Raw genomic sequence first — 23,031 nt, 5'->3', positions numbered from 1 at the left:
TTATCGGCAAGTTGAGTTGCATATACTGTCACTAAGAGCACCATTTTCGTATTTCGTATTTCGTATTTCGTATTTCGTATTTCGTATTTCGTATCTCAAATCGCAGATACAAAAAAGCCTCGCTATCTAGCGAGGCTTTGGAATTTTTATGCGCCCTTAAAACAGGGAGCTTTAACGTAAGGTCTGAATTATTTCAGCATACCTTCGTTAGCGTTCTCACGAACGTGCTTAAGAATAGACTTAACACCACGTGCGCTTGAAGCAACAACATTACCAGAAGTCATGTAATCAGTACCGCCAGCGAAGTCGGTCATGATAGCACCAGCTTCACGAGCGATTAGGTCACCAGCTGCTAGATCCCATGGCTTAAGGCCTAGTTCTAGGTAACCATCAACACGGCCAGCTGCTAGGTAACATAGGTCAAGAGCAGGAGAACCTGTACGACGGAAATCAGCACAGTCAATGAATAGACCAGAGATGATCTTCATGAAAGATTCTGAGTGTTGTTTTTGCTTGAATGGGAAACCAGTCGCTAGAACAGTACCTTGAAGGTCTTTTAGTTGAGTAACACGCATACGAGCGTTGTTAAGTTGAGCGCCAGCGCCACGTTGAGCTGTGAATAGCTCGTTTAGCATTGGGTCATAAACACAAGCAACTTCTGTACGACCGTTCATGCGAACAGCGATAGATACAGAGAAGTGAGGGAAACCTTTTACAAAGTTGTTGGTGCCATCTAGTGGGTCAACGATCCATTGTACGTCAGAGTCTTTACCTTCAGTCAGGCCTTTCTCTTCAGAAATAATGCTGTGCTCTGGGTAAGATGCTTTGATTGTCTCAATGATCATGTACTCAGCTTCTTGAGCAATGTTAGTAACGTAATCGTTGTTACCTTTTAGAGACGATTCGATCTTATCAGTTGTTTCTAGAGATTTAGCAATATGGTTGCCAGCTTTACGCGCAGCGCGTATCGCAATGTTTAGCATTGGATGCATATGGTTTTTCCCACAAGATGTTAAAGAACAATTTAAAGCGGCGGCGAGTATACCAAAGTTTTACCAAAAGGGAAGTGGTTATTTTTTGAACTCTTGGTTTCACATTGCGCGAAGGGTCTGACCATTTTACTTTGCTATGTGTTAATATCTCGCGATTATTTTTAAAGTGGTGTCATATAGCATGTTAGACAATGTAAAAGTCGTTCTGGTTGGTACGTCTCATTCGGGAAATATCGGATCAGCAGCTCGCGCAATGAAAGTGATGGGTTTGAGTCAATTAGTTCTTGTAGACCCTCAATGTGAAGTTGACGAGCAGACCTTAGCACTGGCTGCGGGTGCTGGTGACATCGCAGAAAACGCGACTATCGTTTCCACACTGGACGAAGCAGTAAAAGACTGTGGTTTAGTAGTTGGTTCGAGTGCTCGTTCACGCACACTTGAATGGCCAATGCTTGAGCCTCGTGAGTGTGGACAAAAATTTGCAATTGAAGGTCAGAAGCACCCAGTAGCATTAGTATTCGGCCGTGAGCGTACGGGCTTGACTAACGATGAGCTTCAGAAGTGCCACTTCCATGTATGTATCCCAGCTAACCCTGAATACAGCTCGCTAAACCTAGCAATGGCGGTACAGACTCTGAGCTACGAAGTGCGTGTCGCCCACCTTGATATGGTCGCTAGCCAATATCAACCACAGCAACAAGATGAGTACCCTCGTCACGAAGAACTAGAAATGTTCTACGAGCACCTTGAAAAAGTGATCATTGATACCCAATTTATCTCTAAGGATAAGCCGGGGCAGGTGATGAATAAGCTGCGTCGTCTGTTTAGCCGAGCTCGTCCAGAGCTGCAAGAGATCAATACTCTACGTGGCATTTTGACTTCAATTGAGAAGAGCAAAAACGATAAATAAAGCCCACGTGAAAACTAAGGGTGAATACCTGACTAAAATAGTCAACTAAATACTTGACCAATTTAGTCGGGTATGGGAAGATTCCAACCACATAAACAATGTGGATACGGTGTGATATGAAACTTACATCTAAAGGAAGATATGCGGTAACAGCTATGCTCGATGTAGCACTGCATTCGCAAAAAAGCCCAGTTCCTCTGGCTGACATTTCAGAGCGACAAGGCATCTCGTTATCTTACTTAGAGCAACTTTTTTCTAAGTTACGTAAAGCTGGCTTAGTTGCTAGTGTTCGCGGCCCTGGTGGTGGTTACCGTTTAGGAGCTGAAGCGAGCGACATCGCTGTCGGAACTGTGATTGCAGCAGTAGACGAATCAGTGGATGCGACTAAGTGTCACGGTCGAGCAGATTGCCAGGGTGGTAGTCGTTGTTTAACTCACACTCTATGGCGTGATTTAAGCTCCCGAATCAGCAGCTTCTTAAACGACATTACGCTCGGTGAGCTAATGAAAGATAACGAAGTTTTAGAAATTTCTGATCGTCAAGATATCGATCTTGCGGTTAATAATGGTTTTGCACATAAAAATACGAGCACTACAACGATTAGTGCAGCACCTCACGGTGTTAATGCCCGCTCTTAGCGGTCAGTTTTTACATTGGAGTAGAAAATGAAACTGCCTATTTACTTTGACTATTCAGCTACATGCCCAGTCGATCCACGAGTTGCTGAGAAAATGGTTCAGTGCATGACGATGGACGGTAACTTCGGTAACCCTGCATCTCGTTCACACCGTTACGGCTGGCAGGCAGAAGAAGCAGTAGATAATGCTCGTGAGCAAATTGCTGACCTATTAAATGCAGACCCACGTGAGATTGTTTTCACTTCAGGTGCTACAGAGTCAGACAACCTTGCTATTAAAGGTGCAGCGCACTTTTACGAGAAGAAAGGTAAGCACGTAATTACGTGCAAAACAGAACATAAAGCGGTTCTTGATCCATGTCGCCAACTAGAGCGTGAAGGTTTTGAGGTAACTTACCTTGAGCCAGAAGCAAACGGCATCATCGATCTAGACAAGCTACAAGCTGCAATGCGTGAAGACACTGTTCTAGTTTCTATCATGCACGTTAACAACGAGATTGGTGTAATCCAAGATATCTCTGCAATCGGCGAATTATGTCGTTCTCGTAAGATCATCTTCCACGTTGATGCGGCTCAGTCTGCGGGTAAAATCCCACTAGACGTACAAGAGATGAAAGTTGACTTAATCTCACTTTCAGCTCACAAAATGTATGGCCCTAAAGGTATCGGTGCACTTTACGTTCGTCGTAAGCCACGTATTCGTCTTGAAGCGCAAATGCACGGCGGCGGTCATGAGCGTGGTTTCCGTTCAGGTACGCTTGCTACTCACCAAATCGTGGGTATGGGCGAAGCTTGTGCTGTTGCTAAGCAAGACATGCAGAAAGATTACGATCACGCACTAGCACTTCGTGAGCGCCTATTGAAAGGTGTTCAAGATCTAGAAGCGGTAACGGTAAACGGTGACTTAGACCAACGTGTACCACACAACCTAAACGTTAGCTTCGCTTTCGTCGAAGGTGAGTCTCTGCTTATGTCTCTAAAAGACCTAGCAGTATCATCAGGTTCTGCATGTACATCAGCAAGCCTAGAGCCTTCATACGTTCTACGAGCTCTTGGCCTGAACGATGAACTGGCACACAGCTCAGTACGTTTCTCATTCGGCCGTTTCACAACGGAAGAAGAAATCGACTACGCGATTGCACAAATTCGTGTAGCGGTAAACAAATTACGCGACATGTCTCCTCTATGGGATATGTATAAAGAAGGGATTGATTTGAACACTGTTGAGTGGGCTCATCACTAATCTCACGGAAATAGAGGATTCGAGGTAACTATCATGGCATATAGCGAAAAAGTAATTGATCACTACGAAAACCCACGTAACGTAGGTTCGTTTGATAAAGAAGACCCAAGTGTTGGTAGCGGTATGGTTGGCGCACCAGCTTGTGGTGATGTAATGAAACTGCAAATCAAGGTAACGCCAGAAGGCATTATCGAAGATGCAAAATTCAAAACTTACGGTTGCGGCAGCGCAATCGCTTCTAGCTCACTAGTAACTGAGTGGGTTAAAGGCAAAAGTATTGATGAAGCGGCAGCTATCAAAAACTCTGAAATCGCAGAAGAGCTAGAGTTGCCACCAGTGAAAGTTCACTGTTCAATTCTTGCTGAAGATGCAATCAAAGCAGCTGTTGCGGATTACAAAAAGAAGCGTTAATCGTCTCATTAAGTAATCACAAAAAATAAGCAATATTTGGGAGCATCCTTTGTGCTCCCCCTGAGTTCTCAATTTATATAAAACACAAGGTTGTAGTATGGCCATCACCATGACAGATACGGCAGCAAGCCGAGTTCAAGCTTTCCTAGATAACCGAGGTAAAGGTATCGGGTTACGCTTAGCGGTAAAAACGACTGGCTGTTCGGGTATGGCGTATGTACTAGAATTCGTTGACGAGCTTAACGAAGAAGACGAAGTGTTCGAGCATTCAGGTGTTAAGGTCATCATTGATCCAAAGAGCCTAGTTTACCTAGACGGAACTGAGCTTGATTACGTAAAAGAAGGCCTAAACGAAGGTTTTGAATTCAACAACCCTAACGCGAAAGGCGAATGTGGTTGTGGTGAGAGCTTCAACGTATAAACGCTTCAATCGTTAAGCGTTTATAGTGAGCGAAGAATAAAATTAGGCTCTGATTGAAGAGCCTAAACTTAGGACCACCGTTACATGAATCATTTCGAATTATTTGGGCTACCACTTCAGTTTCAACTGGATGGTAGCCTTCTTTCTTCTCAGTTTAGAGATCTGCAACGCCAATTCCACCCTGATAAATTTGCCACTGCTTCTGAGCGTGATCGCCTGCTAGCCGTGCAAAAAGCTGCGCAAATCAATGATGCGTATCAGGTATTGAAGAATCCAATCAGCCGAGCTGAATACCTGTTAGTGCAACATGGTGAGGATATTCGTGGTGAACAGCAGACCCTGCAAGATCCTATGTTCCTAATGGAGCAAATGGAATTGCGTGAAGAGCTTGAAGATATCGCCGACAGTTCTGAACCTGAAGATGCTTTGTTTGCATTTGAAGGAAAGGTTAGCAAAATGTATAAACAACAATTAAGCGCTATCCAACAAGAACTCGACAGTGAGGCTTGGCTAGAAGCTGCAGACCGAGTAAGAAAGCTTAAGTTTATTGCAAAATTAAAGAATGAAATCGAGTTAGTTGAAGATCGTCTGATCGGCTAGTTCGTATAACAAGGACACATCCATGGCACTACTTCAGATTGCAGAACCAGGGCAAAGCGCCGCTCCTCACCAGCACAAGCTTGCTGTGGGTATTGATTTAGGTACAACAAACTCATTGGTTGCGGCAGTGCGCAGTGGTGAGGCGAGCACACTGATTGATCAACAGGGTCGCAGTATTCTTCCTTCCGTTGTTCACTATACGTCAGAGTCATACACGACTGGTGATGAAGCTCGTGCAAATGCACAGACTGATCCTAAAAATACCATTATCTCAGTTAAGCGACTAATCGGTCGCTCACTGTCAGATATTCAACAGCGATACCCATCTCTGCCATATCAATTTGAAGAAAGTGATAATGGTTTGCCTGTGATTCGCACAGAGCAAGGTAACAAAAACCCAATTCAAGTATCTGCAGACATTCTGCGAGCGCTAGGTCAACGTGCTGAGTCAACACTTGGTGGCGAGTTATCTGGTGCTGTTATTACCGTTCCTGCTTACTTTGATGATGCACAGCGTGCGGGTACGAAAGACGCGGCGCAACTTGCTGGTCTTCACGTGTTACGTCTTCTTAATGAGCCGACTGCCGCTGCGATTGCTTACGGTTTGGATTCAGGTAAAGAAGGGGTAATTGCTGTTTATGACTTAGGTGGTGGTACGTTTGATATCTCTATCCTACGCCTATCTAAAGGTGTCTTCGAAGTTCTAGCTACGGGCGGTGACTCTGCATTAGGCGGCGACGACTTTGACCATTTAGTTGCGGATCATTTCCAAGAGCAAATGGGCTTATCGGAGCTAACTGCAGAGCAGAACCGTATTCTTCTAGACGCCGCAACAGAAGCTAAGATTGGCTTATCTGAAGCTGAAAGCGTTGAGGTTGAAGTACTAGGTTGGTCTGGTTCATTAACTCGTGAAGAGTTTGAAGAGATCATCAAACCGCTCGTTAAGAAAACACTGCTTTCATGCCGTCGTGCACTAAAAGATGCGGAAGTTGATGCAGATGAAGTTCTAGAAGTCGTGATGGTCGGCGGTTCAACTCGCACATTACTTGTACGTGAAATGGTCGGTGACTTCTTTGGTCGTACGCCACTAACCAGCATTAACCCTGATGAAGTGGTTGCAATTGGCGCATCGATTCAAGCGGATATCTTAGTCGGTAATAAGCCTGACTCTGAGATGCTGCTTCTGGACGTTATCCCTCTGTCTCTTGGTATCGAAACCATGGGCGGTTTGGTCGAAAAGATCATCCCTCGAAACACCACGATCCCAGTGGCTCGCGCACAAGAATTTACCACGTTCAAAGACGGTCAAACTGCTATGACAGTGCACACCGTACAAGGTGAACGCGAAATGGTTGACGACTGTCGTTCACTGGCTCGATTTGCTTTGAAAGGCATCCCGCCGATGACTGCAGGTGCTGCTCATATTCGTGTGACTTACCAAGTGGATGCTGATGGCCTGCTATCGGTTACCGCAATGGAGAAGAGCACTGGCGTTCAAGCTGAAATCCAAGTTAAGCCTTCTTACGGTCTAAGCGACAACGAAGTGGCTAGCATGCTGAAAGATTCGATGACGTTTGCAAAAGAAGACATGCAAGCGCGTGCTCTTGCTGAGCAACGCGTAGAAGCGGATCGCGTTATCGAAGGCCTTATCGCTGCAATGCAAGCCGACGGTGACGAGCTACTTGATGAGCAAGGCAAACAACAACTTGTTCAAGCGATTGAAGCACTGATTGAAGTGCGTAATGGCGACAACGCTGATGCTATTGAACTAGAAATTAAGAATACCGACAAAGCGAGCCAAGACTTTGCTTCTCGTCGTATGGATAAATCAATTCGTGCTGCACTGTCAGGTCAGTCAGTCGATAATATTTAATAGTTAGAGAATAGATAAACATGCCAAAGATTATTGTTTTACCTCACGAAGATCTATGTCCAGAAGGCGCTGTTTTAGAAGCAAAAACTGGTGAGACGGTTCTTGATGTTGCACTGAAGGCCGGTATTGGTATTGAACACGCATGTGAGAAATCGTGCGCATGTACAACATGTCACGTTGTGATTCGTGAAGGTTTTGATTCTTTAGAAGAGAGTGATGATCTAGAAGACGACATGCTAGATAAAGCATGGGGCTTAGAGATGGAATCTCGCTTGGGTTGCCAAGCTAAAGTGGCTGATACGGATCTTGTTGTAGAGATTCCAAAGTACACGTTGAACCTGGCTTCTGAAGACCATTAAGAACCTGTTCTCAGTCATGGCTAATACAGCGATGACTGAGAGAGTTATTGCTTAGACAAACATACTAAGAAAACTGGCCTAGAATATAGATCATAAAGGTGACAGAGCGTCGCTGATAAATATAAGGAAGTGTTATGAGCTTGAAGTGGATTGATTCGCGAGATATCGCAATTGAGCTATGTGATTTGTACCCTGATACTGATCCTAAAACGGTACGTTTTACCGATCTGCATCAATGGGTGCTAGACCTTGAAGAGTTCGACGACGAGCCTAACCACTCGAATGAGAAAATCTTAGAGGCTATTATTTTGTGCTGGATGGATGAGATGGATTAATCCTCTTGTCTAATGATTTGGTCGCGGGTTGGTATCAGTCCAATATAAAACGCAGCCAAGTTAACAATTCTTACTAAAAAAAGCGGACCTTATGGTCCGTTTTTTTATCAAAATGACATTTTCCTCATACATAATGCTAACATCAGTGAGCTAATAAAAAATAATCAGAATCACACTCTCGAAGTGGTTCATGACAAGGAGAAATCATGTCTACACAGATGTCAGTATTTTTAAGTCAAGAAGCTGCCCAGCCTCAGTGGGGAGCAAGAGCTATTTTATCGTTCTCAGAAGCGGGAGCGACAATTCACATTGGTGAAGGCCACGATCTAGGCGCAGTTCAACGTGCGGGTCGTACGCTTGACGGACAAGGTATCGCATTCGTTTCACTTCGTGGTGAAGGTTGGGATCTAGAAAGCGTTTGGGCTTTCTACCAAGGCTACCGTGGACCAAAGAAAAAGAATGCATTGGAATGGGATGCACTTTCAGAAGCCGATCAAACTGAGCTTGAAGCTCGTATTCGCGCAACTGACTGGACGCGTGACATTATCAATAAAACCGCTGAAGAAGTGGCACCTCGTCAACTTGCGACAATGGCTGCAGAATACATCAAGTCAGTGGCACCAGCGGGCACTGTTAAAGCGAAGATTGTTAAAGACAAGGATCTACTAACCGAAGGTTGGGAAGGCATCTACGCGGTAGGTCGTGGCTCTGAGCGTACATCAGCAATGCTGCAACTGGACTTCAACCCAACAGGCGATGAAAACGCACCTGTATTTGCCTGTTTAGTCGGTAAAGGTATTACGTTCGATTCGGGCGGTTACAGTATCAAGCCAGGCCAATTCATGACAGCGATGAAAGCTGACATGGGTGGCGCAGCAACGATTACTGGTGGTTTAGGTCTTGCGATTGAACGCGGTCTTAACAAGCGCATCAAGCTTATTCTATGTTGCGCAGAGAACATGATCTCTGGTCGCGCATTGAAGCTTGGCGATATCATTACCTACAAAAACGGTAAAACAGTTGAGATCATGAACACTGATGCGGAAGGTCGCTTAGTGCTAGCTGATGGCCTGATGTACGCAAGTGCACAAAGCCCTGAGCTGATCATCGACTGTGCAACGCTAACAGGCGCGGCTAAAAACGCATTAGGTAACGACTACCACGCACTATTAAGCTTCGATGATGAGTTGTCTCACCAAGCGCTAACAGCGGCAAACCAAGAGAAAGAAGGCTTATGGCCACTGCCTCTTGCTGATTTCCACCGTGGTATGTTGCCTTCAAACTTTGCTGATCTTTCAAACATCAGCACAGGCGATTACACACCGGGTGCAAGTACAGCATCGGCATTCCTTTCTTACTTTGTAGATGATTACAAAAAAGGTTGGATTCATATGGATTGCGCGGGTACTTACCGTAAGTCAGCAAGTGACAAGTGGGCGGCAGGCGCAACGGGTATGGGCGTTCGCACACTGGCTCGTCTTCTTATCGACCAAGCAAAATAATAATAAGGGTGAGCGGTATTTTGTGCCGCTCATTCATAAAGCTCAGATCGAAAGATCTCAGTAATTTCAGTATTTAATAACAAAAAAATGAAGTGAAGGAATCCCTATGGCTCTAGAAAGAACGTTCTCAATTGTTAAGCCGGATGCAGTTAAGCGTAACCTTGTTGGTGAAATCTACCACCGTATCGAAAAAGCAGGCCTAGAAATTATTGCTGCTAAAATGGTTCGTCTTACTGAAGAGCAAGCGAGTGGCTTCTACGCTGAACATGAAGGTAAAGAGTTCTTCCCAGCTCTTAAAGAGTTTATGACTTCTGGTCCTATCATGGTTCAAGTGCTTGAAGGCGAAAACGCTATCGCTCGTTACCGTGAGCTTATGGGGAAAACAAACCCAGAAGAAGCGGCATGCGGTACTATCCGTGCTGACTACGCAATCAGCATGCGTTACAACTCAGTTCACGGCAGCGACAGCCCTGAGTCTGCAGCTCGCGAAATCGAATTCTTCTTCCCAGAATCTGAAATTTGCCCACGCCCAGCTCAATAATCGGCACTGCAAATTATTCTAAAGGCTTCACCTCGGTGAGGCCTTTTTTGTAAGTGGATTTTACGCTCTCGATAATCAATTTAGTCGTCATTCTCGAAAGCGACGAAGGAGCGTAATCGGGAATCTGTTTTTGTTATTGGAGATTCCAGATACTTCGTTCCTCAGTTCTGGAATGACGGGGAACTTTGGAGCAACCATCTCGTGGTAAATATTATCGAGCAATTGGTGATTATTTACGTCATTCCCGAAAGCGACGAAGGAGTGTAATCGGGAATCTTTGTTTAAATTGGGTAATCTCAGGCCGATAAATACAATCGTTCAAATTTTAATCGCTTAAGTTTGAATGTCTTAATAAACACAGGGTTTTACAATGCTTGTTGAAGTTGCGTAAAGCCTGTACAATTCGCGCCCTTAATTATTGTTCCGTCATTGAGAGGCATCATGACCACAGCTAAAGTCAATCTACTCGATTTTGATCGTAAAGGTCTTCGTAAATTTTTCACAGAAGAACTGAATGAGAAAGCGTTTCGAGCAGAGCAAGTGATGAAGTGGATTTATCACTTCGGTGTCGATGACTTCGAACAAATGAATAACATCAACAAAAAGTTACGTGAGAAACTTCAACGTCGCTGTGAGATTGTTGCACCTGTTGTTTCTGAAGCTCAACACTCTTCAGATGGCACAATTAAATGGGCGATGAGCGTTGGCGACCAAGACGTTGAAACGGTATACATCCCAGATGGTGACCGTGCGACGCTATGTGTATCTTCACAGGTTGGTTGTGCACTTGAATGTAAGTTCTGTTCTACAGCTCAACAAGGCTTCAACCGTAACCTAAAAGTTTCAGAGATTGTTGGCCAAATCTGGCGCGCATCTCGCGAAATCGGCCTAGAAAAAGAAACCGGTCGTCGTCCAATTACTAACGTTGTAATGATGGGTATGGGTGAGCCTCTATTGAACATGAAGAACCTAATGCCATCATTAGAAATCATGCTTGATGATCTAGGTTTCGCACTGTCTAAGCGTCGTGTAACCGTATCAACTTCTGGTGTTGTTTCTGGCCTTGACCAAATGACAGACAACATCGATGTCGCATTGGCTATTTCTCTACATGCGCCAAACGATGCACTACGTAGCCAAATCATGCCGATCAACGACCGTTGGGATATCCAAGACTTCCTAGCATCTGTTCGTCGTTACATTGCATCTTCAAACGCTAACCGCGGTAAAGTAACGGTTGAGTACGTGCTATTGGATCATGTGAATGATGATATGGACCACGCACGTGAACTTGCAGAGCTAATGAAAGAGACGCCTTGTAAGATCAACTTGATTCCATTCAACCCTTACCCGGGTTCGCCTTATAAGAAGCCAAGCAACTCTCGTATTGATCGCTTCCAAAAAACGCTGATGGAATACAACTACACAGTAACCGTTCGTAAGACTCGTGGTGATGATATTGATGCCGCGTGTGGTCAGTTAGTCGGTGATGTGATTGATAGAACCAAACGTACCAAAATGATCAAAGCAGCCTCTGAAGCGAACTTGATTGCCGGTGGTGTGATTGAAGTAAAAGCGGTATAAAACGCGATTAGAACCTAAACAAGCCAGAAGTCCTACTTCTGGCTTGTTGCTTTTCTGGGGTACAGTTTTTGATTTTTTGGACTTCTTGCCCACGCTTTCTTACATTTTTCGTCAAATTTTGGACAAAACCATGAGCTGACGGTAAATTTTGTTTAAAGTGTTTTTGCCTTGTAATGGCATTAGCTTATGATTAACTAATCTTAAATTAATTTAAGTGCTCGCTTGCTACTGATCATCAATATGTCTATTTAGGTTGGCTACTTGATAAACTAGCTTCTTGAGAAGGTCATCCATAACAAATGAATGATGTTCGCCTTTAAGGGTTGATGATTTAGATAGCAGGAAAAATTCCACATAACGTGGGTTGTTAGATTGAGCTTAAACGACAATAAGAAAACGCTCTCCTCAACCTGCGATAATACTTTAGAAGTTCACTCTCTATGAACACAGAACAAGATACACAAACGCAAGAAACCGTAGCTCCAGCTTTGGAAGCGGGAACGCTGCTTAAGAACAAACGAGAATCTCTTGGTTTAACGCAAAAGCAGATTTCTGATCGCTTGAAACTTCGCGTTACGCTGATCCAACAAATTGAAGAAAACCAATTCGAGTCAGATCAAGTGGCGACGTTTATGCGTGGCTATATTCGTTCATACGCGAAATACGTCAATCTTGACGAAAAAGTCGTATTGAGTGCGCTGCATCATGCCGGTGATGCTCAGCATCAAGAGCAAGAAATGTTGAGCTTTTCTCGTAAGACCAAAACCGAGAAGCACAACAGCCGTATTATGATCCTGACTTGGAGTATTTTTGCGGTCATTGCGGGTATCTCCTCACTTTGGTGGTGGCAGAACCAACAACAAGACACCCTATCTCAATCTTTAGCGAATACCGAAAGCTCAGAAGAGCTCGCGGTAGAAGAATCACTTGCCCCTGAATTCACATCTTTAGAAGTGATTGAAGCTGAACAAAATGAAGCGGGTGCTTCTGTTGTTGAAGATACTGAAGGCCTTGCTGCGATAAGCGATGCGGAAGATACTTCAGATGCTGTTACTCCAGCTGACGAAACTCCTGCACAACAAGCAACAGAGACAGAGCCAACTGCTGAAGTTGCTGCGAATGCAGAAGCGGTTGAAGCAAGCACTGCTCCTGAAGCTGTGGCTAACGAGCTAGTCATGCAGTTCTCTGCTGATTGCTGGATCCAAGTAAAAGATGCAACGGGTAAAACCTTGTCGACTGGCATCAAAAAAGCAGGTCAGTCGTTAAATCTTTCAGGAACTGCGCCATATAAAGTGATTCTAGGTGCGCCAGAAGGCGTATCAATGACATTTGCAAGTGAACCTGTCGACCTTTCTGGGTATACTTCAGGCAAAGTAGCTAGAATAACCTTACCTTAGAGTTAATATGCAACACGAATCTCCTATTATTCGTCGCAAATCAACCCGTATTTATGTGGGTGATGTGCCGATCGGTGATGGCGCACCAATTGCTGTGCAATCCATGACCAACACAAGAACAACAGATGTAGCCGCGACCGTTGCTCAAATTAGAGCTCTGGAAAAAGTTGGCGCTGATATCGTTCGCGTATCTGTACCGACTATGGATGCCGCTGAAGCCTTTAAGCTAATCAAGCAGCAGGTCTCTGTTCCTTTGGTTGCTGATATTCACTTCGACTACCGTATCGCCCTAAAAGTGGCCGAATACGGCGTTGACTGTCTGCGTATTAACCCAGGCAACATCGGTAACGAAAGCCGTATCCGCTCAGTTGTTGATTGTGCACGTGATATGAATATTCCGATTCGTATTGGTGTTAACGGCGGTTCTCTTGAGAAAGAGATCCAAGAGAAATACACAGAACCTACAGCAGAAGCGCTTGTTGAATCAGCAATGCGTCACGTAGATATCCTAGACCGTCTGAACTTTGATCAATTCAAAGTCAGCGTTAAGGCGTCTGATGTATTCCTAGCAGTCGGTTCTTACCGTTTGCTGGCTAAGCAGATTGATCAACCTCTTCACCTTGGCATTACCGAAGCGGGTGGTGCGCGTGCTGGCTCTGTGAAGTCAGCGGTAGGTTTAGGTATGCTTCTTTCTGAAGGTATCGGCGATACGCTGCGTATCTCGCTAGCGGCTGATCCGGTTGAAGAGATCAAAGTTGGCTTTGATATTCTTAAATCTTTGCGCATTCGTTCGCGTGGCATCAACTTCATTGCGTGCCCGAGCTGTTCTCGTCAAGAGTTCGATGTTATTAACACCGTTAATGCCCTTGAAGAACGCTTAGAAGACGTGATTACTCCAATGGATGTGTCAATCATCGGTTGTGTGGTTAACGGCCCTGGTGAAGCAGAAGTGTCTCACTTAGGTTTAGCCGGTAGTGCTCGTAAGAGTGCCTTCTACGAAGACGGTAAGCGTCAGAAAGAGCGCTTCGACAACGATGACCTTGTCGACAAACTTGAAGCTAAGATTCGTGCAAAAGCGTCAGTGCTTGATAAAGCAAATCGCATTGATGTAGAAAACTTAGAAGATTAATACAACGCGATGGGGTGTGATTGTCTATTCGCACTAACACCTGGTCGTGAGAAATTACGGAATAAATACTGTGGCTAAAAATATCCAAGCAATTCGAGGCATGAACGACTGCCTTCCAACTCAATCACCACTGTGGCAGAAAGTAGAAAGCGCAGTTAAAAGCGTGGTGAGCGCATACGGTTACAACGAAGTACGTATGCCTATCGTTGAAGAAACAAACCTATTTAGCCGTGCAGTTGGTGAAGAGACAGACGTTGTTTCTAAAGAGATGTACACCTTTGACGACCGCAATGGCGATAGCCTAACGCTGCGTCCAGAAGGCACAGCAGGTTGTGTTCGTTCATGTATTCAAAACAGCCTTATCAACCGTGATGAACAGCGCCTATGGTACATGGGCCCTATGTTCCGTCACGAGCGTCCTCAAAAAGGTCGTTACCGTCAATTCCACCAATGTGGTGTTGAAGTGTTTGGCCTAGACGGTCCAGACGTTGACGCAGAACTTATCATGATGACAGCACGTCTATGGCGTGAGCTAGGCATCGACAAGCACGTTCGCCTAGAGCTGAACTCAATCGGTTCTCAAGAAGATCGCGTTAGCTACCGCACTGCGTTAGTGGCTTTCCTTGAGCAACACATTGATGTGCTTGACGAAGACTGCAAACGTCGCATGCACACTAACCCTCTACGTGTACTTGATACTAAGAACCCTGATGTTCAAGCTATCTTAGGTGACGCACCTCGACTATCTGAATATCTAGGTGAAGAATCGAAGCAACATTTTGCTGGTTTGTGTGAACTTCTTGACGCTGTTGGTATCGAATACCAAGTTAATGAGCGTCTAGTACGTGGCCTAGATTACTACAACCGCACTGTATTTGAGTGGATCACAGACAGCCTTGGTGCTCAAGGTACAGTATGTGGCGGCGGTCGTTACGATGGTCTTGTTGAGCAACTAGGCGGCAAAGCAACCAATGCAGTTGGCTTCGCAATGGGTCTAGAGCGTCTGGTTCTGATGATGGAAACGCTAGAGCTAACAGAAGTTCGTCGTAGCGTTGATGTATACGTAGTTGCTGCTGGCGAAGGTACTATGATCGCGGGCATGCAGTTAGCGAATCAATTACGCGACACCGTTGAAGGCGTGCGTGTAATGAACCACTTCGGTGGTGGTAACTTCAAGAAGCAATTCAAACGTGCTGACAAAGTAGGTGCTGTTGTGGCGCTGGTACTTGGTGAGAACGAAGTTGCTGACAATACAGTTGTGCTAAAAGATCTGGTTGGCGGCGAGCAAGAAACCGTGTCTCAAACGGAAGTTGCAGAGAAAGTTGCTGCGCTAATCTAATTAGCCATTGAGCAAACGCTCATAATGAATACTAACGTCAGCACTATGCTGGCGTTTAAAGAATTAAAGAGGACAGGAAGTGGAACTTTACGATAGCGAAGAGCAACAAGTTGAAGCCATTAAAGATTGGTGGAAAGAGAACGGTAAAGCCGTAATCTTTGGTGCGGTTATTGGTTTAGGTGGTCTATTTGGCTGGCGCTATTACCAAGATTCAGTCGTTGAAGCGCGTGAAGCAGCTTCAGAAAGCTACACCTCTGTAATTTCAGCTCTTGATACTAAGGGCGTTGATGCTCAATCTGATATTCAAGCTTTCATCGACGCAAACAAAGACGCTGAGTACTCAATACTTGCAGCTATGCAATTAGCAAAAGTACAAGTGCAAGCGGGTGAGCTAGCAGCAGCACTTGAACAGCTAGAGTGGGCAAAATCGGCAACTAAGGATGCGGCACTTGCGCCACTACTTACTTACCGTGTTGCACGCATTAAAGCTGAGCAAGGTGAATTTGACGCAGCATTGACTGATCTTGCTGCTATGACTGATGAATCTTGGAAAGGCCGTGTTGCTGAACTGCGTGGTGATATCTCACTTCGTAAAGGCGACACTGACGCAGCATACAGTGCTTACACAGAAGCACAGCAAGCTGTTGATGCTAGCCAAACGCTTCAAATCAAACTTGACGACCTAGCTAAATAAGGCGCTTTGAATGAAGAAGATGTTTCCAAAAGCGGCGTTGTGTGCGATTGCTCTTGGCCTACTAGCTGGCTGTGCGGGTGAAGAAGACACCGTAATCATGGCTCCAGTACCAACGGTAAACAGCGAGTTCACTCCTAGTCAGGAATGGTCTACGTCGGTTGGTGATGGTGTTGGTCACTACTTTTCAAAACTAACGCCAGAATTGGCTTACGACAAAGTGTTTGTTGCAAGCCGTGAAGGTATGGTTAAAGCGCTTGATCCTGATACAGGTAAAGAGCTGTGGAAAGTCGATCTTGAGAAAGACGTACTGGCTCGTTTATCGGGTGGCTTAACGGCGGCTTACGGTAAAGTATTTGTTGGTTCTGAAAATGGCGAAGTGATCGCACTGGAAGAATCGACCGGTGAAGAGCTGTGGCGTGTATCAGTGAATGGCGAGATGCTTGCATCCCCAGCAACTGATAGCAACATGGTCATTGTTCATACCAGTCGCGGTATGTTGATCGCGCTAGATCAAGCAAGTGGCGAACAAAAGTGGACCATCAGTACTGAAGTGCCAAGCCTAACACTCCGTGGCGATAGCTCGCCTGTTGCAGTTTCTGGTGGTGTATTCTGGGGTACAGCAAATGGTCGTCTAGCTGCGGCTATCGTTGACCGTGGTCAGCTTATTTGGCAACAGCCAGTAGGCACACCAAAAGGTGCAACGGAAATTGATCGTTTGGTTGATGTTGATGCATCTCCAATTGTTCTTGGTGGCACCCTGTATACCGTAGGTATCAATGGTCAGCTGATTGCTATCGACCTTCGTTCTGGTAAGCCAATTTGGAAACGTAACTACTCATCAGCGATTGATTTAGCAAGTGATGGTAGCCGTTTGTTCGTTGTTACCGACAAAGACCATGTGGTTGCGGTTGATGCGCGTAGTGGTACTGAACTGTGGAGCACTCCATTGTTAGAAAACCGCTTACTGACAGCACCTGCTATTATTAATGGTTATGTAGTCGTGGGTGATACTGAAGGTTATCTGCACTGGTTGGATCGTTCATCGGGTGAGTTTGTTGCTCAACAGCTTGTCGATGATAGCGGCTTTGCGGTTGCACCAATTGAACTGCCTGAAGGCTACTTAGTGACGACGCGCAATGGCGATGTAAAGAAACTAACGATTAGCCAATAAAAGCGTGATATAATTCACAGTCGGCTCCTGGTTGGTAACAGCCAGGAGCCGTTTTGTTGTTAAAAATTAATAAACCGTGTGGTTATAGGTAAGAGTTTAAACTTGCGAACAAGTGCTTACCTATAACTACATTTAGAGAAGAAATTGTAGAGGTTGTTATGGTACCTGTTGTTGCTCTAGTAGGGCGTCCGAACGTAGGTAAATCTACGTTATTTAACCGATTGACTCGAACTCGTGATGCATTGGTTGCGGATTTCCCTGGCTTAACGCGTGACCGTAAATACGGTCATGCTCATTTTAGCGAGCATGACTTTATTGTTATTGACACTGGCGGTATCGACGGTACTGAAGAAGGTGTTGAAACTAAAATGGCTGAACAGTCGCTAGCGGCGATTGATGAAGCTGATGTCGTTCTATTTATGGTAGATGGCCGTGCGGGTCTAACACCTTCAGACGTGGCGATTGCTAAGCACCTACGTCAACTAGAAAAGCCTTCAATGCTAGTAGTAAACAAGGTTGATGGTATCGACCCTGATGCTGCAAGTGCTGACTTCTGGCAACTAGGTGTAGAAGACATGTACCAAATCGCTGCGGCGCATGGTCGTGGTGTTACTGCACTTATTGACCTTGCTCTTAACCCATTCGCAGAAGCGCTAAAAGCTGAGAATGGCGAAGTAAGCGACTTAACTGAGTTTGAAGACGAAGAAGAAGAGCAGGTTGAATTTACAGAAGAAGAAGCTGAAGCAGAATTCAAGCGTCTTCAAGATCAACCGATCAAACTAGCGATCATTGGCCGTCCTAACGTAGGTAAATCAACGCTAACGAACCGTATTCTTGGTGAAGAGCGTGTGGTTGTTTACGATATGCCAGGTACGACTCGTGACTCTATCTACATCCCAATGCAGCGTGACGAGCGTGAATACGTTCTAATCGATACTGCGGGTGTTCGTCGTCGTAAAAACATCAACGAAACGGTAGAGAAGTTCTCAGTGGTTAAAACACTGAAAGCGATTGAAGATGCTAACGTTGTATTGCTGCTTATCGATGCTCGCGAAAACATCTCTGATCAAGATCTAAGCTTGCTAGGCTTTGCGTTGAACGCTGGTCGTTCAATTGTTATTGCCGTAAACAAGTGGGATGGCCTAGATAACGACGTTAAAGAACGCGTTAAGAAAGAGCTAGACCGTCGCTTAGGCTTCGTTGATTTCGCACGTATTCACTTTATCTCTGCACTTCACGGTACAGGTGTTGGTCACTTGTTTGAGTCTGTACAAGAAGCTTACAAATCAGCGACTACTCGTGTTGGTACTTCTGTGCTAACTCGTATCATGAAGATGGCGACTGATGATCACCAACCGCCTATGGTTCGTGGCCGTCGTGTGAAACTGAAATACGCGCACGCTGGTGGCTACAACCCACCGATTATCGTTATCCACGGCAACCAAGTTCGTAACTTGCCAGATTCATACAAACGATTCTTGATGAACTACTACCGTCGTTCACTAGAAATCATGGGTACACCTATTCGCATTCAATTCCAGAACAGCGAGAACCCATTTGAAGCTAAGACTAACAAGCTGACAATTTCTCAAGAACGTAAACGTAAACGTATGATGAGCATGGTTAAAGGTCGTAAGTAAACCTTTCCAATAGATTTGATACCCGAGCCTGTCTCGGGTATTTTTTTAAGCAAAATTCACGTTAAGCCATAACAATACGTTTTTATCATCATGGCTCAACGAATCAGACTAGATTCCAGAAGAAGAACGATATGACTACTAGCGATTTGATTACACCTGTGTCAGCAATCACACCAACCATCACTCAATTTTGTCATCAGGCTTGGCAGCTCAATGCTAAAGCGCAGTACGTTGAAAGCGATGACAGCAAAACTTACCTGATCACCGACGTGACACCTTTCCACCCAGTGAGTCATATTTGGCCCGATCACCCTGCAGACCAAGGCTTTGTGAATGTTGGTGACGTGCAATTTCCCGTTGAAGACTGCCTTGTTGGTGCTATAGAACAATCTACTGGCAAGCTTCATATCGCAGCAGATATCCCTGTTAAGCGTGATACGGAAGGGTGGGCGTTTGTTGTTGTCCACCAGCTACCTACATCTGCTTCTATGATTAAGGTTAACGACGAAGTCGTGTTGTCGGTTGATAAAGAGTACCAAGCCAGTTTGAGCCGTGGTCACAGTGCTGGCCACATCGCTTTCCTAGCTTTGAATAAAGTATTGGCTGAGCGCTACTGGCGTAAAGATGCGGATAGAAAAGATCCGCTTGGCAGTTACGACTTCAATAGTTATGCACAAGTGACGAGCTTTGTGACTCCAGAGCTGTGTACCGATAAGTATCGCTTAGGCAAAACCCTGAAGAAGCGCGGTTTGAACGTTGCAGACATGCTAGCAAATCTTGATGACATCGAAGCTGATATCAACCAAATGCTTGCGGGCTGGCTTGCAGAGCCGACGCCAGTTGCGATGAGACTAGAAGGCGAGGCGTTAACAGACTCTCGTTACTGGGAGTGGCAGCTTGACGCAGATACTCAGGTCACTATTCCTTGTGGTGGCACACACATTGGAAATACCTCAGAACTTGGTGCGCTGTCCGTTAAGCTGACCCAGCTAGATGGCCAAAACATTGAAATGCTGACGCATGTAATTCGATGATTTAGACTACAGATCGAAATGGCTTGTGCTGTTTATTTTATTTTTACATGTCACTTTTGATATAAATGACTATTTGAAATTGAAATGCAGCATATGTAACTTATGCTTTCGGTGTGTGGTGATATAAATATTCTTTTTGGGGTAGATCGCTGATCAAAATAGATAAAGCGAAAGATCAACCTATGATCTTCGATTGTGTGTCGTACTAATTTAGTGTGTTATTATTAACCAATAACAAGCTTGCATAAGAACAAGTTGTACCCGATTACACAATTGAAAGCCTTAGTGAATGGAACAACAATTTTTATTAGAAGGTCATCGAGCCGTCAATAGCTTGCTACGGAAGCTTGCGCTTGGGATGGATCGCAAAGATTTAAATCACAAGATTATTCAGCTTACCGAGCAGCTTTTTGGGCAGCGCATGGCTTCAATTCTACTGCTCAACTCAGAGTCTAAAATGTTACACCTTGAATATGCCCCAAACCTGCCTGATTTTTACAATCAACAGATTGAAGGGGTAGGAATTGGTGCGGGGATAGGCTCTTGTGGCGAGGCAGCTGCGCTTAAGAAAGCAGTGATGATCTCCAACATAAATGCACACCCAAACTGGGCACCTTTTCTGGCCCTCACCAATCAAGCGAATTTGCATGCCTGTTGGTCGGTCCCCATTATCTCGTCACGCGGTAATGTGTTGGGTACCTTCGCTATTTATAGTCAGTACATCTCTGAACCACATGAATTTGAGCTCGAGATCTTAGAGCTACTGGCTTCCCTGTATTCGGTAGCACTAGAGAAGTTTGAGCTGGAGAACCAGCTAAACTTTTTCGCTAATCGAGATTCTTTAACCCATTGCTTGAATCGTCGCGCATTGTTTAATGAAGCGGAGAAAGTGTTGGCCAAGCGATGCTTTTCTGAAAAGGTGATGGCGTGTTTGTTTGTTGATGTCGATAAGTTCAAATCGATAAATGATACCTATGGCCACAGTTTCGGTGACGATGTGCTGTTGGCGGTTGCCGAAGTTCTTGATGAGGCAACCACAGCATGTGCCAAGATAGGCCGTTATGGTGGCGATGAGTTTGTGGTGTTCTCTTGCTTTGATGATCAAGAAAGCGTTGTTAGCTTCTACCACAGCTTAGAGAAAGCACTGCAACAAGCGCTTTATATCAATGATGTGCAGTTCTCAGTGAGTGTTGGGTTGTCTTGTGACAAAGATCCTCAAGGATTAGACCAGTTGATCGCACAAGCTGATAAGAACATGTACCAAATCAAGCAAGCGAAGTCTCAGCGGTAGTAGATTGTAAAAATAGTAGTGAATTAGGAAATGCTAATGAGTGAAAATATCTGCCCTAAGTGCCAGTCTGAGCTAGCTTGGGATGGCAAGTATCATTGTGAAAGTTGTCAGGCTCACTTTACTAAAGTTGGGTTTTGCCCTGAGTGCAGCAGCCAACTTGAGAAGCTTCAAGCCTGTGGTGCGGCGAGCTATTTTTGCAACGGTGATTGCAACGAGTTGAAATCAAAGTCGAGAGTAAAATTCGAATTTCAACCTGCGGAATAGCCTTAAACTACATGGTTTGAACGACCATCGGTGATGTTATACCAGAGACTCAATACTAAAGTGTTGGGTCTTTTTTGTATCTGAAGAACAGGAATGTGGCATCTTGGTTCATTCCCACCGTCACTGCACCAGTATGAAACATAGTTACATGATTGCTATGCACTCTATTGGTGTGAGTTTCTTTTAAATTCTATTAATACAATTACTTATAAATAATTTCGTTGGTTTATAAGTTTGGCACTCTTCTTGTAACTCTGTAATTGAATAACAAAAATACAATTATGGAGTAATATCATGAACAAGGTGTTCAATTTATCGCTAGCTGCACTGTGTACAACACTTTCATTTTCTTCTGCAACAGTGTTTGCTGCTGATGAGACCATCAAGGTCGGTGTTCTACACTCACTCTCTGGCACCATGGCGATCAGTGAGACAACGCTAAAAGATACCGTGCTAATGCTCATCGAAGAGCAGAACAAAAAGGGCGGTTTGCTTGGTAAGAAGCTAGAGCCTGTCGTGGTTGACCCTGCGTCAAACTGGCCGCTATTTGCTGAGAAAGCGCGTGAGCTTATCGAAAAAGAGAAAGTGGATGTGGTGTTCGGTGGTTGGACGTCGGTATCACGTAAATCCATGCTACCTGTCTTTGAAGAACTCAACAGCATCCTTTTCTACCCAGTACAGTATGAAGGTGAAGAGTCTTCTAAAAACGTTTTCTACACCGGTGCCGCGCCAAACCAACAAGCGATCCCAGCAGTGGATTACTTGATGGAAGAGCTTGAAGTCGAGCGCTGGGTACTTGCAGGTACCGATTACGTTTATCCACGTACAACCAATAAGATCTTAGAAGCCTACCTAAAAGATAAAGGTGTCGCAGAAGAAGACATCATGATCAACTACACGCCATTTGGTCACTCTGATTGGCAATCTATCGTTTCAGACATCAAAAAGTTCGGTGAAGCTGGCAAGAAAACCGCTGTGGTTTCTACTGTAAACGGCGATGCGAACGTACCTTTCTATAAAGAGCTAGGCGCTCAAGGCATTTCATCTGAAGACATCCCAGTTATTGCATTCTCTGTTGGTGAAGAAGAACTGTCAGGCATGGACACAGAACCATTGGTTGGTCATCTAGCGGCATGGAACTACTTCATGAGTGTTGATACTGAAGCTAATGAAGAGTTCGTTGAAACGTGGCAGTCGTTCATCAAGAGTGAAAAGCGTGTCACCAATGACCCAATGGAAGCGCACTATGTTGGCTTCAATATGTGGGCTCAAGCGGTCACTAATGCGGGCACAACCGATCCTGAATCTGTGCAAGATGCCTTGATTGGCGTGTCTGTACCTAACCTTTCTGGCGGCTACTCTACCATGCTGCCAAACCACCACATTACTAAACCAGTCCTGATCGGTGAAATCCAAGACGATGGTCAATTCGATATCGTTTGGGAAACCACTGGACTAGTGGCGGGTGATGCTTGGTCGAGTTACTTACCTGAATCGGCAAAACTGTTCTCTAGCTGGTCGAAGCCATTCTCATGTGGTGCGTTTAACGTCGAAACGAAGAAGTGTTCTGGCGGTAACTAGATCGTCAATTCAGGAATATTGAGCCTTCCGGTTTGGGAAGAACGCGTCTGTTTAACGGGCGAAGCGAACGGAAGGCTCATCGT

At 45.0% G+C, this 23,031-nt stretch carries 23 protein-coding genes; 22 read left to right on the top strand and 1 reads right to left on the bottom strand.

Annotated features, from left to right (window positions below):
* Window positions 1–188 precede the first annotated feature (188 nt).
* Window positions 189–992, bottom strand: coding sequence for an inositol-1-monophosphatase (suhB, locus tag AB4493_RS08125; protein WP_017062836.1), 804 nt, complete (start codon window positions 990–992; stop codon window positions 189–191).
* Window positions 993–1,173: 181 nt separating this feature from the next.
* Between suhB and trmJ the strand changes: the two genes are divergently transcribed.
* From trmJ to urtA, 22 genes are all read left to right on the top strand, one after another.
* On the top strand, window positions 1,174–1,902 hold the full coding sequence (gene trmJ / locus AB4493_RS08120; RefSeq protein ID WP_017062835.1) for a tRNA (cytosine(32)/uridine(32)-2'-O)-methyltransferase TrmJ: 729 nt from the start codon (window positions 1,174–1,176) through the stop codon (window positions 1,900–1,902).
* 116 nt (window positions 1,903–2,018) lie between these two features.
* On the top strand, window positions 2,019–2,540 hold the full coding sequence (gene iscR, locus AB4493_RS08115; protein WP_010440512.1) for a Fe-S cluster assembly transcriptional regulator IscR: 522 nt from the start codon (window positions 2,019–2,021) through the stop codon (window positions 2,538–2,540).
* Window positions 2,541–2,567: 27 nt separating this feature from the next.
* The gene (locus tag AB4493_RS08110) at window positions 2,568–3,782 is read left to right on the top strand and encodes an IscS subfamily cysteine desulfurase (RefSeq protein WP_017629866.1); all 1,215 of its coding nucleotides are present in this window, start codon (window positions 2,568–2,570) and stop codon (window positions 3,780–3,782) included.
* A 33-nt stretch (window positions 3,783–3,815) separates the two neighbouring features.
* Window positions 3,816–4,193, top strand: coding sequence for a Fe-S cluster assembly scaffold IscU (gene iscU, locus AB4493_RS08105; protein WP_004740340.1), 378 nt, complete (start codon window positions 3,816–3,818; stop codon window positions 4,191–4,193).
* A 97-nt stretch (window positions 4,194–4,290) separates the two neighbouring features.
* Complete coding sequence (gene iscA, locus AB4493_RS08100; protein WP_010440519.1) at window positions 4,291–4,614, top strand: iron-sulfur cluster assembly protein IscA; 324 nt, start codon at window positions 4,291–4,293, stop codon at window positions 4,612–4,614.
* 84 nt (window positions 4,615–4,698) lie between these two features.
* Window positions 4,699–5,214, top strand: a complete 516-nt coding sequence (gene hscB, locus AB4493_RS08095) for a co-chaperone HscB (RefSeq protein WP_019822106.1) — start codon at window positions 4,699–4,701, stop codon at window positions 5,212–5,214.
* 22 nt (window positions 5,215–5,236) lie between these two features.
* Window positions 5,237–7,087, top strand: a complete 1,851-nt coding sequence (hscA, locus tag AB4493_RS08090) for a Fe-S protein assembly chaperone HscA (RefSeq protein WP_048658837.1) — start codon at window positions 5,237–5,239, stop codon at window positions 7,085–7,087.
* Between the two features lie 20 nt (window positions 7,088–7,107).
* Window positions 7,108–7,446 carry an ISC system 2Fe-2S type ferredoxin gene (fdx, locus tag AB4493_RS08085; protein WP_010440525.1) on the top strand — a complete coding sequence of 113 codons (339 nt, stop codon included), beginning with the start codon at window positions 7,108–7,110 and terminating at the stop codon, window positions 7,444–7,446.
* Between the two features lie 134 nt (window positions 7,447–7,580).
* Entirely contained in the window at window positions 7,581–7,781 is a 201-nt protein-coding gene (iscX, locus tag AB4493_RS08080) for a Fe-S cluster assembly protein IscX (protein WP_004740335.1), read from the top strand.
* Window positions 7,782–7,987: 206 nt separating this feature from the next.
* Entirely contained in the window at window positions 7,988–9,283 is a 1,296-nt protein-coding gene (pepB, locus tag AB4493_RS08075) for an aminopeptidase PepB (protein WP_372154813.1), read from the top strand.
* Window positions 9,284–9,389: 106 nt separating this feature from the next.
* On the top strand, window positions 9,390–9,824 hold the full coding sequence (ndk, locus tag AB4493_RS08070; protein ID WP_016797173.1) for a nucleoside-diphosphate kinase: 435 nt from the start codon (window positions 9,390–9,392) through the stop codon (window positions 9,822–9,824).
* Between the two features lie 441 nt (window positions 9,825–10,265).
* Window positions 10,266–11,408 carry a bifunctional tRNA (adenosine(37)-C2)-methyltransferase TrmG/ribosomal RNA large subunit methyltransferase RlmN gene (locus tag AB4493_RS08065; protein ID WP_019822113.1) on the top strand — a complete coding sequence of 381 codons (1,143 nt, stop codon included), beginning with the start codon at window positions 10,266–10,268 and terminating at the stop codon, window positions 11,406–11,408.
* 440 nt (window positions 11,409–11,848) lie between these two features.
* Window positions 11,849–12,805, top strand: coding sequence for a cytoskeleton protein RodZ (gene rodZ / locus AB4493_RS08060; RefSeq protein WP_372147193.1), 957 nt, complete (start codon window positions 11,849–11,851; stop codon window positions 12,803–12,805).
* A gap of 7 nt (window positions 12,806–12,812) precedes the next feature.
* Window positions 12,813–13,934: a flavodoxin-dependent (E)-4-hydroxy-3-methylbut-2-enyl-diphosphate synthase gene (gene ispG / locus AB4493_RS08055; protein ID WP_009848294.1), complete on the top strand. Its 1,122-nt coding sequence runs from the start codon at window positions 12,813–12,815 to the stop codon at window positions 13,932–13,934.
* A 70-nt stretch (window positions 13,935–14,004) separates the two neighbouring features.
* Complete coding sequence (gene hisS / locus AB4493_RS08050) at window positions 14,005–15,273, top strand: histidine--tRNA ligase (RefSeq protein ID WP_004735105.1); 1,269 nt, start codon at window positions 14,005–14,007, stop codon at window positions 15,271–15,273.
* A 79-nt stretch (window positions 15,274–15,352) separates the two neighbouring features.
* On the top strand, window positions 15,353–15,967 hold the full coding sequence (locus tag AB4493_RS08045) for a YfgM family protein (RefSeq protein WP_372154811.1): 615 nt from the start codon (window positions 15,353–15,355) through the stop codon (window positions 15,965–15,967).
* A 10-nt stretch (window positions 15,968–15,977) separates the two neighbouring features.
* Window positions 15,978–17,138: an outer membrane protein assembly factor BamB gene (bamB, locus tag AB4493_RS08040; protein WP_372154809.1), complete on the top strand. Its 1,161-nt coding sequence runs from the start codon at window positions 15,978–15,980 to the stop codon at window positions 17,136–17,138.
* Between the two features lie 158 nt (window positions 17,139–17,296).
* Window positions 17,297–18,778, top strand: coding sequence for a ribosome biogenesis GTPase Der (gene der / locus AB4493_RS08035; protein ID WP_017062511.1), 1,482 nt, complete (start codon window positions 17,297–17,299; stop codon window positions 18,776–18,778).
* Window positions 18,779–18,909: 131 nt separating this feature from the next.
* Complete coding sequence (locus AB4493_RS08030) at window positions 18,910–19,812, top strand: alanyl-tRNA editing protein (RefSeq protein WP_372154807.1); 903 nt, start codon at window positions 18,910–18,912, stop codon at window positions 19,810–19,812.
* Between the two features lie 289 nt (window positions 19,813–20,101).
* Window positions 20,102–21,103, top strand: a complete 1,002-nt coding sequence (locus AB4493_RS08025; RefSeq protein ID WP_029236536.1) for a sensor domain-containing diguanylate cyclase — start codon at window positions 20,102–20,104, stop codon at window positions 21,101–21,103.
* Between the two features lie 36 nt (window positions 21,104–21,139).
* Window positions 21,140–21,367 carry a zinc ribbon domain-containing protein gene (locus tag AB4493_RS08020; RefSeq protein WP_017056199.1) on the top strand — a complete coding sequence of 76 codons (228 nt, stop codon included), beginning with the start codon at window positions 21,140–21,142 and terminating at the stop codon, window positions 21,365–21,367.
* 294 nt (window positions 21,368–21,661) lie between these two features.
* Window positions 21,662–22,948 carry an urea ABC transporter substrate-binding protein gene (urtA, locus tag AB4493_RS08015; protein WP_004735113.1) on the top strand — a complete coding sequence of 429 codons (1,287 nt, stop codon included), beginning with the start codon at window positions 21,662–21,664 and terminating at the stop codon, window positions 22,946–22,948.
* Window positions 22,949–23,031 lie beyond the last annotated feature (83 nt).

It is taken from the genome of Vibrio sp. 10N.222.55.A1 (assembly GCF_041473835.1).
GTDB lineage: Bacteria > Pseudomonadota > Gammaproteobacteria > Enterobacterales > Vibrionaceae > Vibrio > Vibrio crassostreae_C.
This window is presented reverse-complemented; position numbering and strand designations above follow the sequence as displayed.

Coding starts and splice junctions, on each gene's coding strand:
- suhB (WP_017062836.1), bottom strand. CDS start 992: ATGCATCCAATGCTAAACATTGCGATACGCGCTGCGCGTAAAGCTGGC.
- trmJ (WP_017062835.1), top strand. CDS start 1,174: ATGTTAGACAATGTAAAAGTCGTTCTGGTTGGTACGTCTCATTCGGGA.
- iscR (WP_010440512.1), top strand. CDS start 2,019: ATGAAACTTACATCTAAAGGAAGATATGCGGTAACAGCTATGCTCGAT.
- AB4493_RS08110 (WP_017629866.1), top strand. CDS start 2,568: ATGAAACTGCCTATTTACTTTGACTATTCAGCTACATGCCCAGTCGAT.
- iscU (WP_004740340.1), top strand. CDS start 3,816: ATGGCATATAGCGAAAAAGTAATTGATCACTACGAAAACCCACGTAAC.
- iscA (WP_010440519.1), top strand. CDS start 4,291: ATGGCCATCACCATGACAGATACGGCAGCAAGCCGAGTTCAAGCTTTC.
- hscB (WP_019822106.1), top strand. CDS start 4,699: ATGAATCATTTCGAATTATTTGGGCTACCACTTCAGTTTCAACTGGAT.
- hscA (WP_048658837.1), top strand. CDS start 5,237: ATGGCACTACTTCAGATTGCAGAACCAGGGCAAAGCGCCGCTCCTCAC.
- fdx (WP_010440525.1), top strand. CDS start 7,108: ATGCCAAAGATTATTGTTTTACCTCACGAAGATCTATGTCCAGAAGGC.
- iscX (WP_004740335.1), top strand. CDS start 7,581: ATGAGCTTGAAGTGGATTGATTCGCGAGATATCGCAATTGAGCTATGT.
- pepB (WP_372154813.1), top strand. CDS start 7,988: ATGTCTACACAGATGTCAGTATTTTTAAGTCAAGAAGCTGCCCAGCCT.
- ndk (WP_016797173.1), top strand. CDS start 9,390: ATGGCTCTAGAAAGAACGTTCTCAATTGTTAAGCCGGATGCAGTTAAG.
- AB4493_RS08065 (WP_019822113.1), top strand. CDS start 10,266: ATGACCACAGCTAAAGTCAATCTACTCGATTTTGATCGTAAAGGTCTT.
- rodZ (WP_372147193.1), top strand. CDS start 11,849: ATGAACACAGAACAAGATACACAAACGCAAGAAACCGTAGCTCCAGCT.
- ispG (WP_009848294.1), top strand. CDS start 12,813: ATGCAACACGAATCTCCTATTATTCGTCGCAAATCAACCCGTATTTAT.
- bamB (WP_372154809.1), top strand. CDS start 15,978: ATGAAGAAGATGTTTCCAAAAGCGGCGTTGTGTGCGATTGCTCTTGGC.
- der (WP_017062511.1), top strand. CDS start 17,297: ATGGTACCTGTTGTTGCTCTAGTAGGGCGTCCGAACGTAGGTAAATCT.
- AB4493_RS08030 (WP_372154807.1), top strand. CDS start 18,910: ATGACTACTAGCGATTTGATTACACCTGTGTCAGCAATCACACCAACC.
- AB4493_RS08025 (WP_029236536.1), top strand. CDS start 20,102: ATGGAACAACAATTTTTATTAGAAGGTCATCGAGCCGTCAATAGCTTG.
- AB4493_RS08020 (WP_017056199.1), top strand. CDS start 21,140: ATGAGTGAAAATATCTGCCCTAAGTGCCAGTCTGAGCTAGCTTGGGAT.
- urtA (WP_004735113.1), top strand. CDS start 21,662: ATGAACAAGGTGTTCAATTTATCGCTAGCTGCACTGTGTACAACACTT.